Genomic DNA, 13955 nt, shown 5'->3' with positions numbered 1-13955 from the left:
TCTTACTTTGTTTGCTTGTCAGATCAAGTCTAAACTATTACAACTTAAGGTTGCAACCATGCTAATTCGTTGAGTTTTCTTCCCAGATTTTAGGGCATAAAACCGCTGTCCTTTCTGGCAATACCCATAGGTTCAGTGTTATCAATGCCAGACTCATCTATATACACTAATTCTTTAGGTTCTTTTGTTGCTATAACCTTTGAAAATTGAGCTCGCTTTTCTTCATTTCTTTCTTTATATCCGTAGGTCTTTTTTTTCTTGTGAATCCTATATTTTTAAGTGCTCGATGAATTGTTTGTCTACTAATATTGCCCCAGCATCTCTGACTGAGTTTTGCCACCTTGCTCATTTGCAAATTCGGCAAATGCATTCCAGTCGGTAATTTTATGCCACGCTTCCAGGCTTTTTTGACTGAAAATCTCCCGTTTTCTCACGTCTTTTCTTCCACTCATATAAAGTTGTTTTTCCGATCTTAAATCTCTTGGCAACAGTTTCTCCACTCTCTCCTTCATCCAATGCTTCCATTACCTTTTTTCTTAAGTCATAACTATATGCTACTGGCATCCTTACCTTCCACTACTATCAATCCATATCTTACTCTTTTTGGACTATTATGAGAAGGGCTATACTATCAGAAAGAGGGAGACTATGCTACTCCTTTCTATCCACTTTTTTGAGCAATCCACTTCTACATCTAACACACATCTCAGTGATTATAATATCCAATTTTTGATCATGTTTTTCTACAGGTAAATTTTTACAATATTGCTTCTCATAGGCTACACCTATAAATATTTTTCCAAGTGGCCGTAATTTTTTTATCATTTCATCATACCAACCACCGCCAAAACCTAACCTATTAAAATGATCATCAAAAGCAACAATAGGGGTAATGATTGTGTCGGGAATTATATCTTCATCTGCTTTATTCCATTCCTCAAATTTTAATAACTTATTTTTATTAGGAATTGCTACTTTATATCCTAAATCGAGTAAATGATGCATCAAAGGCACAACATTAATTTCTCCGTCTGTTGGAATGTACGCTGCTATTGTTTTACCTTTAACGCAACTTAAGTTTTTGTTAAAGAGATTAATAAGAGAATTTGCTGCATAACTAGAATAACTTTCATCAACATCTTTTCTTATGGTTCTATATTGCTTCCTTAGTTCCTCTTTGTGCTGTTTAGTGTCTTTGAACATGTTCTATCCATTTTGCAGTAAGCTTTTCTTGTAAACTATTTTGCTTCAAGCGCTCACTTAAAAAATCAAAGTCAACAAGCTCCATATCCTGGTCTTGATTACTGCAACTATAAACAAAACTTATTTCTCCTGTTTCCTTATTTATGTGTTGCTGAATACATTGAGCGCAGATTTCTTTCATCATGCACTGCATAGGAGAGTTAACTGATGATATTGCTATGTGTTTTGGTTTCAGATATGGCTTTAAAATTGTTTTTCTAGCTTCATTTACAGCTTTCATCATTTTATCAGAACCAATAGTGATGATTTTATCTATAGTGTTTAAACTAATAGTAATTTTACCTAACTTTCCTTGCTGATATGAGCTTATTGCATTAACTATATTACCATGAAAGGATTTATCCTGATCTCTACTTGTTTCTATCAATCCTTCTTCACATGCCCAAATTACTGTACTTGATGCACGTTCTATCAGTGCTCGTTTAAATACATCACTTAATTTTTTATAGCCAGCGAAATATAAAACCTTATGATTGTTTTCAAGACATGCCTTCCCTATCGAAAATAACACTGCATTTCCAACTCCACCGCCAATGAGCATTATATTCTTCATAAACTTTTTATGGAGTAGAAAACCTCTCTAACTTCAATTAAACTGATAACTAACAGCTGCATTTTTACGCATATTATCCAATAACAGGTTGCTTTGTATCATAATCTTTTGTTGATACATTTCCTGTTTGATTGCTTCTATATCCATTGCATTATTTTTGATATCACATAACATCATCAACTTTGCAGTGCTATTTTCTCTTAATTCTACTATTTCATTCATATTTGTTTTACTAAATAAAATCTGTAAATCAGGATTTAAATTTCGCATTTTTATTTCAAACTCTTTTACGCTTGGCAACTTGAAATCATCTGCTAACTTGTCAAAATTTAAACAACTGACCTTTTGCTCCTTAAAATTAGAGAGTAAACTTTCTGAACCTTCAACTACAACCTGTTTCAGTTTTAAAGTACTTTTCAGCATTGTATGATTAAGCTGTACTTTATCTATGACTTTTATAACAGAGTAACCTTCGCTTAAACTAACCGGACCTGCTACATCACTGATTTCTAATCCTTCCAAAACGTCCTTGAGTTTACCTTTTAGCTGACTTAAATTAACGGTTGCTTTGCTCATCTTTATTGAAGATTCTGGATTATTACTGCTACGTAATTGTTTTATTAAATCTTCAGCCATCTTCTGATCAGGAATTACAAACTCCTGAAATGTAATAAGGTAGTCAGGTTTCTCTTTTTGTTTTCTTACATCGTCCACTTCTTTATCGCTGATATTGACAAGTGGCACAATTCCTACTTCAATAATCTTGTTCCACAGTAGCTGACACTTTACTTGTTTTTTTAGGGTATTGAGATCTATATTATGCTTTTTTACGTATTGATCAACTTCATCAGCCTCAAGTTTTAAACTTTGAGTTAAGAATAACGTGACAGCATTATTTAACTCCTCGTTACTCAATTCTATATTCATCTTCTGTGCTTTGCTGACAATGATAATTTCGTCTATTAACTGTCTTAGAATTTGAGATTTTACCTCTTTTTGATTAATCTTCTGAGTGCCAAGCAATGAATTTATGAAGTTTATACGTCTTTCGATATCTAAATTTGAAATTGGCTCACCATTTACATCTGCAACAATTTCAATCTCAGTTGCAAGTAACCTAAGCGGCAGCATTATTAATATCAAAATTAGTATTTTATGCATATAAAATTATTTAGCTAATAACTAATTCTATAATAAATACTGAATAAACGCTAGCTAACTTTTTAATAATTAAAAAAGAGGGTGAAATTACTGTAATGAATACCTAAACAATAATATACGGAAGGAGAGGGATTCGAACCCTCGATACGACTTTTCAATCGTATAACGGTTTAGCAAACCGCCGCCTTCAGCCGCTCGGCCACCCTTCCAAGTTTAGAACTTAAGATTATATAATATCAAGACCTTTACTGCCTGTCTAATGCTTTTAATTGCAATATTTGTATCTGTTCAGATGCATGGCTAATGTACAAATACTGAAACAAAAATTCCAGTGCTCCCTTTCTTGTCATCAGAGTAGCTGACAATGGGATCCAACTAAGTTGGTAAACACTTTACAACGTTTTTTGTGCGAAAGGACTGGATCCCAGTGTCAAGCACTGGGATGACACCATTTGTTGTAAACTCACTTTTACTCTATGGTTATACTACCTTGCCGCTATCCTGAACGGATACCAATATTTACCCATTAAAAACAACAACATTTTTCCGAATAACTGTAATTTCAGGCTAAATCAACGCAAACTAATTTCTACTTTTTTCAATAATTTTTTTTGCTTCTTCTACATCAGCCCATTCTCCAACTGTCACCGTTTTTTCCTTTTCTAAATCTTTATAATGAGAAAAGAAATGAGCTATTTTATCTAGTAGGTTTTTAGATAAATCAGAATAGTTTTTTATATTCTCATAATAGCTGTCAACACTGGAGATAGGTACAGCTAATATTTTTTCATCCTCCCCTTTCTCGTCTTTGGTAAGTAATGCACCTACTGGACGCACCGATATCAAAACTCCAGGCGCTAAAGGAAATTGAGTTAGCACCAAAACATCCGCAGGGTCACCATCACCTGCGCAGGTATTTGGTATAAACCCATAATTGCAAGGATAAGTCATTGAGGTAGACAAAAATCTGTCAACTTGTAACAACCCAAGCTCTTTATTAAATTCATACTTTACAGGTTCAGCACTTGCACTTATTTCAATTACTACATTTATTTCATCTGAATTTATCTTTATTTTACTTAAATCCATGGATTACCTCTTAACTTAAGAATAAGCATTATACAATATGTGCTTTTAAGTTGCCACATTTATGTAGTTCTGAGCTTATTTGCATGGAGCGGTTCTAATTTTTTCTTCCGCACATCATCGACTGTTGAAAGTGGTGGTTCCTGTGGTGGTTTCAATAATTGAGATAAGGCATATACTATTACGATAGTAAGCATTGCAGCAATTACTAGATTAGCAAAATTATCCTGTGGTAGGACACCTTTTATTGGATTAAATAATTTTTGCTCCATAAGGAAATAATCAGCAACATATAACCCAACAGACAATACAAACATACCTAAAATAAGTTTACAGACTGTGTTTTTATGATTTTTCTTGCTGACAATGAAATTTGGCCTACATTTATTCTCTTCTTGTGGCACTGAGTAGTATATATTTTTAGGGCTTGTTACTAATTGTTCAAATTCATCACTGTTTTGGTTTTTTAACAGTTGCTCCAGGGTGTTTTTTGTATTCTTAGGATATATTAATCCATCCATTTTTAATGCTCTCTCTTGTCGATCCACATCCTCATGATCGATTGTATATTCGATGGTTCCATCTCTACTTGATAGCTCGATCCTTTGTAGTGAGCTAGCTAAGAGCATTATATAGCTCTCTATTAATGGATCTTCACATATCTCTGATACTTCTCTTTTTACTGTTTTGTTAGATGACGAAAGTTTTTTATAATGACTACCCAAAGAAAAGAACAATGCTATATCTTTATCTACTTTTATGTTGTGAATAGAATAATAGAAGTCAATAATGCATTGATTTAAGGTAAATTCTCTATCATATTCGTTTAATGCATTTTCTTCACTTAACAACCTTCTAACATCAATAAGCACCTTATTTTCAAAATCTTCTACTGCTTTAAATATTGATTCTCTTTTTGGATTTGCCAAAACGTTAAGTAAATCTAATTTTCTTCCATCTACTACTTCGTGTATGTCTTTACCTAACTCAGACTCCTTAATAACTTTATATATTTCATCTATGATATCTTGAGTGCTCAGATTATTACTTCCGCTTAAAATTTTATAAGCTTGAGTATAAATTAAGAACAACCCTTGTAGACTAAATTGTAAGTTAAAATATTTATCTAATGATTCCTCTTTTTTTCTAACGAATGAAGACAAACCAATATGGTTTCTATGGTCTATTTTACCAGTTAAGTTAGCATGTTGAAAACCGCCTAAAAAAATAAACAAGGCCTCTAATAAATTACCCTTACCAACAATTTTTATTAGTTCTTCAACTTCCTTAACCATTGCTAAAACCTATAATGTTCTACTTTATAGTATAAGGGATACATGGCAAAATAGCAATAAATATTATTGTACGTTTACACTCTGTATCAAAGAATTAAGCCCTTTAGTTAAGAGCATATCCATCCACCGCCAATTACTTGCTCATCTTTATACGCTACACAGGCTTGACCTGGACTGATGCCAAAGTAATCGTCGTTTAAAATTACACAGGCTTTATTTTTTTCGTCAGTCGAATGTATTGTTGCTAAACTTCCTGCATGTGATGACCTGAGCTTCACAGTTACTTCCATGCCTTCTTTTGGTTGTTCTAGCCAATTTAACTCTTTGACCAATATCTTTTTTTGCATGAGCGCATTGATTGGACCCACTACAACCTCATTATTTTCTGTATTAATTCTTATTACATAAAGAGGCTCACTGTGTGCAATGCAGAGGCCTCTTCTCTGGCCCACTGTAAAATTTACTATGCCGCTGTGCTCACCTAGCACTTTTCTATGAATATCTACTATTTTACCTTTCTGTACAGATTGTGGAGCTAATTTAGCTATTGTTTTACTATAGCTTTCGGAAACAAAGCATATATCTTGACTATCCGGCTTTTCAGAGATTTGTAAGCTAAAATATTTTGCTAATTTTCTTATATCACTTTTATAGAACCCACCTAGTGGAAATCGCAAAAGCTTTAACTGCTCCTCAGTTGTAGCAAACAAAAAATAACTTTGATCTTTACTTTTATCAATACTTCTGCACAACTTTACCTCACCATTTTCTTCTAATCTTCTTACGTAATGTCCTGTTACGAGCACATCCGCACCAAGATTTTTTGTGACTTGCAATAGATCACGGAATTTGACTGTTTGGTTACATCTTACACATGGTATGGGGGTTTCCCCACGCATGTAAGTATTCGCAAAATCTTCTATTACTTCCTTTTTAAATGTTTCTTCGTAATTTAAAATATAATGAGGAAAGCCAACACTTTCAGCTACGCGTTTGGCGTCATAAATATCTTGTCCAGCGCAGCATGCACCTTTTCTTGCATTAGCATTGCCATCAGTGCCATATAGCTGAAGAGTCACACCTATCACTTCGTACCCAAGGTTATACAGCAGTGCTGCAGCAACGGAGCTATCAACTCCCCCGGACATTGCAACAATAGCCTTAGTTTGATGCGGAGCTTTATCTTTTAATAAAGGTTCAATTTCAAATTCTTTTAGCATATAATTTATAAACACAAACCTGGTGTCAATCACTGGAATCCAGTTTCTATTACACAATTTCATCGAAATAGCGTACTTATTTGTAGTCAAGTTCCAGTGTCAAGCGCTGGGATGACACCCCTTCCTGCTGGAAGTTGCCTTTAAATTACTTGATGCGTGACACTGGGATCTCATTTATATTACATAATTCCATCAAAACAATTCGATAAACTGCCTTCAAAAACAATTTAATCTTGCTTGAATAAAACATGGCCAAAATAGTCCATGTTTTCAAGTACTTTTCCGCTACCCAGGGCAACACAACAAAGTGGATCATCTGCAACACGAACTGGTAATTTTGTTGTTTCACTAATAACTTTACTCAAGTTGCGCAATAACCCACCTCCACCAGATAAAATTATTCCTCTATCAACTATATCAGAAGAAAGTTCAGGTGGAGTACTCTCCAGTGCAGTTCTAATAGCAGAAATTATCTGATGTACAGGCTCTATTAGGCTCTCTGCAACTTGATATTCTGATAAAAGCATTTCTTTTGGCATACCACTCACTAAATCCCTGCCTTTAATTATCATTCCCTCTTTGTTGTTTTCAACTGGCAGACTGGCTGAACCGACGTTTTTCTTAATTTTTTCAGCAGTTGTTTCACCAATCAATAACTTATGATTTTCACGAATGTATGACTTTATTGCCTCATCCATAATATCACCACCTACTCTGGCAGAACGTGAATAAACAATTCCACCTAAAGAAATAATTGCAACTTCAGTTGTACCACCTCCTATGTCAACAATCATAGAACCTTCAGGTTCGGTAACTGGAAGTCCAGCCCCAATTGCTGCAGCCATTGGTTCTTCAATTAAGAATACTTCATTTGCACCAGCACTTTCTGCTGCATCTTGTATAGCACGCCTTTCAACTGGGGTAGATCCAGATGGAACACATATGATAATACTAGGCTTATTAACAGTGAATCTTGTGTTTGCGCTGCGTATGAAATATTTTAACATTTCTTCCGCGCTTTTAAAATCAGCAATAACTCCGTCTTTCAAGGGCCTTATCGCTTCTATTTCTCCAGGTGTTTTTCCGAGCATCATCTTAGCTTTTTTGCCAAAAGCATAAGGAACGTAACTTCCTTTTTCTTTTACTCTTGCTACAACTGAGGGTTCATCAAGCACTATCCCCTGACTTTTCTGATAAACCAAAGTATTTGCAGTACCAAGATCTATAGCAATATCGCTAGCAAATAAACCTTTGAAAGTAAAAAAATTTCTGATTAAATTCTGAACAAAACTCATACACAACTCAAGAAAACCATTTATTGAGACAAATTATACTTTTCAGATAAGTAACTAGTGTAGCACTCAATATCTAAATCCCTACCTGTTACCTTTTTTAGCTGTTCCAAAAAGCCATAATTTGCACTATATACATTTTTAGAGAACCAATCGATAAGTAAACTGAAATCTCCTTTTACTATAGAATCTAAAAATTCGTAATGATTTTTCTTAATGAAAGAAAAAAACTGCACAGCAGCGATTAACGCTATGACTTTAATAGGAAAGTAGCCTATAACACCACTTATCCAATACTCATCTTGAAAATAAGTGTCTAGCTCATTTTTAGCTTTTACTGAAATCTTGTAATGCTTCATACCTTCCAACCATTTATCGTGTAGATCTTTAACTTCTAACGTACCATTTATTAGATCTTGTTCTAATTTAGTTCTTAGCATAATGTGAGCCAATAAACTAAATTCATCCGCATTCTTCAAAAAAGATGAAAGATTTACTTTATTGAAAATCAAATACAAATTTTCAACACTACTATTAATTTTGCCTTTTGTAGAAAGTTTCTCCTTTATGTGTGGTTGAATGAACTCAATAAATTCTCTGGATGTTCCAATGATCCTTTCCATGAATAACCCTTGAGTTTCATACATAATATGTTTCGTAATTGAGCTCTTTATAGAATTTTGCGCTAAACATTTTTGATGAATTGCATAACCAGTATGCCGTAAAAGTAAAAATAAACCATAACAAAGGTCAGATTCATCATAATCGATAGGATCGTAATAAGAAATGGAAATCTCATTTGGTGTAACACTCATTTGCTGTAAGAATAAGGAACCAAGTTCAATCTGTCTCTGAACCGTAACTTTTTGTATATTAGTAACCTTATCCTTCTTCTGCTTTTGAGTTACTTTCTCTACATTTTCACTAAAAAATTTACCTAGCTTAGGAAATATTTCCTTTATGTTCTTTTCTGTGATATTAGAGTCATAGTCAGCAAGCAATGACTCATAGTTTGAGCGCTTTAATTGCTGCGATTTTATAGAAGCTGCTTCACGAGTAAGCTTAATTAGGTTAGTAAAGCATTCTTTCAGCTTTTCTAAGTTACTAATTTCAGAATTAGTTAGCCTCCATAAGTTTTGGCATTCAATCTTAGCTTTGGACAAAGATTTTACTAAATCAACAGGAATAGCACTGCTGCTTTTGTGTATCCCCTCTATTAACTTTAGCTGCTGAATATTAGCACTCTTTTTATTCCTAAGAGCATTCGCTAATGATTCCTTTATTGCATCATGAGAGATAATTTCATGTCTGATTTCCTCTAGAAGACACATTTGTTCAACTTTGTCCTCTACATTCAATTGGCTTTTGCTTAGTAGTTTTAGTGTGTTTTCGATATTCCTTACCTTATGTAATACTTCCTCTAAAAACTTATAAGATCTCATTTTTATTCATTGCTTTGAAACATCTGCTTAATATCGTAATAGATTAATAATAAAGTTAAAAGTATATTTGCTTAAAGTACAATAAAAAATTGTATTTTTATTCTTTTATTGTACTTCATTGCTAAGAATTGAGCATCTTATCAGAAAATTAATTATAAGATTGTAAAGAAAACATTTAGTATTTTATTTCCCTTGACTCTATTCTAGTATAGAGGGATTATTAGTACTAAAATTAAAATTACGCACTATATTTTAAATTTATGGAGGTTTAGTGATGTGGAGTAGACTGATTATAATGTGTTGTTTTTGTTTACTGCTTACTGGTGTAAGTTCTTGCCCTAAAAAAGGAGTAAATACGACAAATAAAATGAATGCTGTTGTTAAGCAGATAGGTGATAAAAGAGTTTTCTTTGGTTATGATGAATCTAGTATCAGTGAAGTGAGTGCAGATGCATTACTTGACGTGATGGAAGTGTTACAAAATAATCCTGACGCAAAGGTCACTTTAACTGGTCATACTGACAATCGTGGTTCTCACGAGTATAATCTTGCACTAGGAGCTAGAAGAGCAGATGCAGCTAAAAAATTTATGGTCAGCTGTACACCTTATCTAGAAAATAGAATAAAAACTGCTTCTAAAGGTGAAACTGAGCCTTTGGTTAATGTAAAAGATGATTCTAGAAATTCTAAATATGAAAAAGAGCATGCTAAAAATCGTAGAGTGGAATTTTCATTTTCTGGAATAAAGAAGTAGTTTCTTGCATTAAAACCTGGATCCCAGTGTCAAGCACTGGGATGACAAAAGAGAGCAATTCCGCTGCTTATTAGCGGGATCTATATATACCACAAATAAGTCGCTGTATGACGTAGAGACTATCTGGCCATCAAGAAACATAATGAAATTAGAGTTATTATTTCAAAATATAGCTAATAGCTTTGCTTTCCATAACCAAATCGCAGTTGCAGTATCAGGTGGTGTAGATAGTATAGTCTTACTGCATTTAATGACTAACTGGGCAAAAAAAAACAAGCTTTCACTTCCTATAGCATTAACAGTAAATCATGGGTTACGTTCAGAGTCTCAAAAAGAAGCTGATTTTGTTATAAGTTATGCAAAAGAACTTGGAGCAAAGGAATCGTTCATATTAAATTGGGAGAAGCAAAATATTAAAGGTAATATTCAGTTACAGGCACGAAAAGCACGATATAAGTTACTAGCAGAGTGGTGTAAAAACAATAATGTTAAATGTTTGCTCGTTGCTCATCACAAAGATGATCAAGCAGAAACGTTCTTATTAAGATTGGAGCGAGGTAGTGGAGTAGATGGATTATCATCAATGGATTACAAATCTTTCTTAAATGGTATTTATATATTTAGGCCGTTGTTAAATTTTAGTCGTAGTGAAATAGAAAAGTACGCTAATCTTCACCGGTTAAAATGGATCGAAGATAGAAGCAATTATGACTTAAAATACAGACGAACTTTATACCGTAACTTACTTAAAGCAAGTGACAATCAAGAGATTTTAACAGAGCGAATATGCCTCACAGCCCTTCATATGAAAAGAGCTGCAAAAGCGTTGATGCACTACACACGCCTTGCACTTAATGACTGCGTTAATATTCATGATCTTGGTTATATTGAAATTAAACTAGATGAACTTTATAAACTGCCAGAGGAAATAGCTTTAAGGCTTCTTCTTTATTCTATAATGGCAATTGTCAACAAGCACTATAAACCAAGGTACCGTAGCCTTATCGCAATATTTAATAGAATATTGCAACAAAATAGTGATGTTAATTGCACACTCTATGGATGCAAAATAAGAAAATATGGAGAAAGTATTTTGATAATGAGAGAATCGTCAAATATACAGGAAATTACTGTACACTTACCATTAAATGGTTCTATTGAATGGGATAACAGGTTTAGCTGCACAATATTTGGAGATCAGGAGTGTTCAGTAACTATTGCTCCGCTAAAAAAAACACAAAAAATCCCTGAATTTCTAAAAAATTATGATTATTGCTCTGAAGTTTACTATTCTTTGCCTACAGTACAAAAAGATGGAAAGATGCTTGCTTATCCATGTATAAAACATGATAGCAAGCATATTGGTGATGATGAGATTAAATATTTTATCACTAGCATAATAAAGGAAAATTTGCTAAAGTTAATTGATGTTTAATTAAGGATTACAATGAGTGGGGCAAGGTTTTTTAAATTTGTAATTATTTTTCTAAAGTTTACTACTCTTTTCCAACAGTGAAAAAAATGGAAAGGTGGTTGCTTATCCTGATGTAAATTATAACGGAGAAATACGGTGATGATAAGATTCGATGCATTATTAATAGCACGATAAAACAAAATTTGGTAAGCTTGATTAGTGTTTAATTAGAAATGTAAATGAAAAAATTTTTAGAAGGCTTATTGATCTGGTTAGTGATTATTGTTCTTATTTCAGTTGCTTATATTCAATTTAGCGGAAGTATAGGTAAGAGTAAAACAACCATACCTTTTTCAGAATTTTTAACTAGACTAGAAGATAATGATATAGAAAATATTACAATAAGAAACCAAAGCATCGAAGGGAAGTTTAGGGATGGGTCAGCCTTTAACTCAAGTGGTGTTATATATAGTGACTTAATAAAAAGTTTGCATGATAGGAAAGTGAAGTTCTCCTTTTCAATTGGAGACTCTGCAATAGGTATAATTGGTGGATTACTTATTCAATGGGTTCCGACCCTTATCTTTATCGGTTTATTACTTTTCCTTTTTAAACAAACGCAAGCAGGAGGTAATAGAACTATAAGCTTTGGCAAATCAAAAGCTAGGCTTATGACTACTGGAAAAAAAGTGACATTTGATGATGTTGCTGGGATTGATGAAGCAAAAGAAGAGTTGGTTGAAATTGTTGATTTTCTTAAACAAAGGCAAAAATTTCAAGTGTTAGGTGGGAAGATACCAAAAGGATGCCTTTTAATTGGTTCCCCTGGAACTGGTAAAACTCTACTTGCTCGTGCAATTGCAGGTGAAGCTAATGTACCGTTTTTTAGTATTTCTGGATCTGATTTCGTTGAAATGTTTGTCGGTGTTGGTGCAAGCCGTGTCCGGGATATGTTTGATCAAGGTAAGAAAAATGCTCCTTGTATAATTTTCATAGACGAAATAGATGCAGTAGGTAGGCATCGCGGCATCGGTCTTGGTGGCGGTAACGACGAAAGGGAACAAACATTAAACCAGTTACTGGTTGAGATGGATGGTTTCGAGTCTAATGAAGGTGTGATAATAATTGCTGCAACTAACCGTCCAGACGTCCTAGATCCAGCACTACTTAGACCTGGTCGTTTTGACCGACAGATTACTATTTCTTTACCTGATATAAATGGGCGTGAGAGAATATTAAATACGCATATAAAGAAAATATCGATAGCACCAGATGTAAACGTAAAAACAGTTGCGAGGGGAACGCCAGGTTTTTCAGGGGCTGATCTAGCAAATTTAGTGAATGAGTCTGCGCTTATTGCTGCAAGAAGAAATAAGAAAATTGTTACCATGGATGATTTTGAGTATGCACGTGATAAAGTGATGATGGGCATGGAAAGAAGGTCCTTAGTCATTACAGAAGAAGAAAAAAAGCTTACTGCTTACCATGAAGCTGGTCATGCAGTAGTTTCAGTTAATATGCCTGCTTCTGATCCTATACACAAAGCAACAATTATTCCACGTGGTAGAGCACTCGGTTTAGTTATGAGACTACCAGAAACAGATAGAGTGTCCCTCACAAGAGAAAAGATGCTAGCAGATATAACTGTTGCAATGGGTGGACGTGTGGCAGAAGAGCTAATTTTTGGCTATGATAAAGTCACAAGCGGTGCATCTTCAGATATAAAACTAGCATCAGATTTATCACGTTCTATGGTGACAAAATGGGGAATGAGCGACAAAATAGGTCCGATCTATCATAATCGCGAACAAATCACACATGATTCTGAGACAATTTCTGAAGATACGTTAAGACTTATAGATGAGGAAGTAAAGAAAGTCGTATTTTCTTGCTATGAAAAAGCAAAAGACATTTTAACCAAGCGTAGGAAAGACTTGGAGCTCATTGCTGAAAATCTACTGGAGTTTGAAACTTTAACAGGAGATGAAATAAGAGACATATTAAGTGGAAAAAAAATTGTTAGAAATGAAAATGAAGGTAAAGAAGAGATAAGAAGATCCTCTCTCTAATAAGATCTGGCTTTATTTAACCGCTAAAACAAAAATTTTTAATTAATTAGCTTAAGTTATAAGATCATAGTTAAGCCGATGTATTTTATAAATGGACTTTTTTGAACATTCTTCCAATTTTTTTCTAAATAACTCTTTGCCTATTTAAATAAGTATGTTCAGTATTAGAGCTTTCCAGACCGCTACTAGGAGAAAGATTAGGTTCTTGACCTTTAAACATCTCTATTAGCTTTAATACAGGAGCAGTTCCTGCTACAATAGCTCCTATAACAGCAGTAGCACCCATGATGAGAAGAATCGGTTCTGCAGTGGTGATTACACAAAGCTCAATACATAAACCAGCAATGACCATACCAACCATTATATGTAATAGTTTAGACTTGATCTGACAAGCAAACAAAGTAAG

11 protein-coding genes, 1 tRNA gene and 2 pseudogenes are annotated in these 13955 nt (G+C 33.9%); 3 read left to right on the top strand and 11 right to left on the bottom strand.

Features of this window, described 5'->3' with window-relative positions:
- Positions 1 to 42 precede the first annotated feature (42 nt).
- The 10 genes and pseudogenes from JR053_RS03870 to JR053_RS03825 all read right to left on the bottom strand — a co-directional run.
- Positions 43 to 564, bottom strand: a pseudogene (locus JR053_RS03870) (IS630 transposase-related protein); the annotation flags it as partial.
- 87 nt (positions 565 to 651) lie between these two features.
- The gene (locus JR053_RS03865; RefSeq protein WP_010403418.1) at positions 652 to 1203 is read right to left on the bottom strand and encodes a 5-formyltetrahydrofolate cyclo-ligase; all 552 of its coding nucleotides are present in this window, start codon (positions 1201 to 1203) and stop codon (positions 652 to 654) included.
- Complete coding sequence (locus JR053_RS03860) at positions 1187 to 1816, bottom strand: ferredoxin reductase domain-containing protein (RefSeq protein WP_010403415.1); 630 nt, start codon at positions 1814 to 1816, stop codon at positions 1187 to 1189. The genes JR053_RS03865 and JR053_RS03860 overlap by 17 nt, the downstream gene beginning before the upstream one ends.
- A gap of 33 nt (positions 1817 to 1849) precedes the next feature.
- Positions 1850 to 2977 carry a SurA N-terminal domain-containing protein gene (locus tag JR053_RS03855; protein WP_010403414.1) on the bottom strand — a complete coding sequence of 376 codons (1128 nt, stop codon included), beginning with the start codon at positions 2975 to 2977 and terminating at the stop codon, positions 1850 to 1852.
- Positions 2978 to 3095: 118 nt separating this feature from the next.
- Positions 3096 to 3186: transfer RNA gene (locus tag JR053_RS03850), tRNA-Ser, on the bottom strand.
- A 373-nt stretch (positions 3187 to 3559) separates the two neighbouring features.
- Positions 3560 to 4066, bottom strand: coding sequence for an inorganic diphosphatase (ppa, locus tag JR053_RS03845; protein ID WP_139686786.1), 507 nt, complete (start codon positions 4064 to 4066; stop codon positions 3560 to 3562).
- A 59-nt stretch (positions 4067 to 4125) separates the two neighbouring features.
- Positions 4126 to 5358, bottom strand: a complete 1233-nt coding sequence (locus JR053_RS03840; RefSeq protein WP_416603598.1) for a WD1261 family protein — start codon at positions 5356 to 5358, stop codon at positions 4126 to 4128.
- Positions 5359 to 5465: 107 nt separating this feature from the next.
- Positions 5466 to 6578, bottom strand: a complete 1113-nt coding sequence (gene mnmA, locus JR053_RS03835; RefSeq protein ID WP_010403319.1) for a tRNA 2-thiouridine(34) synthase MnmA — start codon at positions 6576 to 6578, stop codon at positions 5466 to 5468.
- Positions 6579 to 6805: 227 nt separating this feature from the next.
- Entirely contained in the window at positions 6806 to 7873 is a 1068-nt protein-coding gene (locus JR053_RS03830; RefSeq protein WP_007302210.1) for a rod shape-determining protein, read from the bottom strand.
- Positions 7874 to 7893: 20 nt separating this feature from the next.
- Positions 7894 to 9312 carry a gluzincin family metallopeptidase gene (locus JR053_RS03825; RefSeq protein WP_010403317.1) on the bottom strand — a complete coding sequence of 473 codons (1419 nt, stop codon included), beginning with the start codon at positions 9310 to 9312 and terminating at the stop codon, positions 7894 to 7896.
- A gap of 274 nt (positions 9313 to 9586) precedes the next feature.
- On the opposite strand from JR053_RS03825, the gene JR053_RS03820 reads away from it, so the two are divergent.
- The 3 genes from JR053_RS03820 (at position 9587) to ftsH (ending at position 13549) form a co-directional block, all read left to right on the top strand.
- Positions 9587 to 10066 carry an OmpA family protein gene (locus tag JR053_RS03820; RefSeq protein WP_007302208.1) on the top strand — a complete coding sequence of 160 codons (480 nt, stop codon included), beginning with the start codon at positions 9587 to 9589 and terminating at the stop codon, positions 10064 to 10066.
- A gap of 142 nt (positions 10067 to 10208) precedes the next feature.
- Entirely contained in the window at positions 10209 to 11501 is a 1293-nt protein-coding gene (gene tilS / locus JR053_RS03815) for a tRNA lysidine(34) synthetase TilS (RefSeq protein WP_265022791.1), read from the top strand.
- Positions 11502 to 11719: 218 nt separating this feature from the next.
- Positions 11720 to 13549 (top strand): ATP-dependent zinc metalloprotease FtsH, encoded by a 1830-nt coding sequence (gene ftsH, locus JR053_RS03810; protein ID WP_010406977.1) that lies wholly within the window; start codon positions 11720 to 11722, stop codon positions 13547 to 13549.
- Positions 13550 to 13673: 124 nt separating this feature from the next.
- On the opposite strand, the pseudogene JR053_RS03805 reads toward ftsH, so the two are convergent.
- Positions 13674 to 13955: pseudogene (locus tag JR053_RS03805) on the bottom strand (hypothetical protein); the annotation flags it as partial.

Origin of the sequence: Wolbachia endosymbiont of Nasonia vitripennis (genome assembly GCF_048054115.1) — a bacterium.
Classification (GTDB): Bacteria; Pseudomonadota; Alphaproteobacteria; order Rickettsiales; family Anaplasmataceae; genus Wolbachia.
Note: the sequence above shows the minus strand (reverse complement) of the source record. Positions and strands in the feature narration are given on the sequence as shown.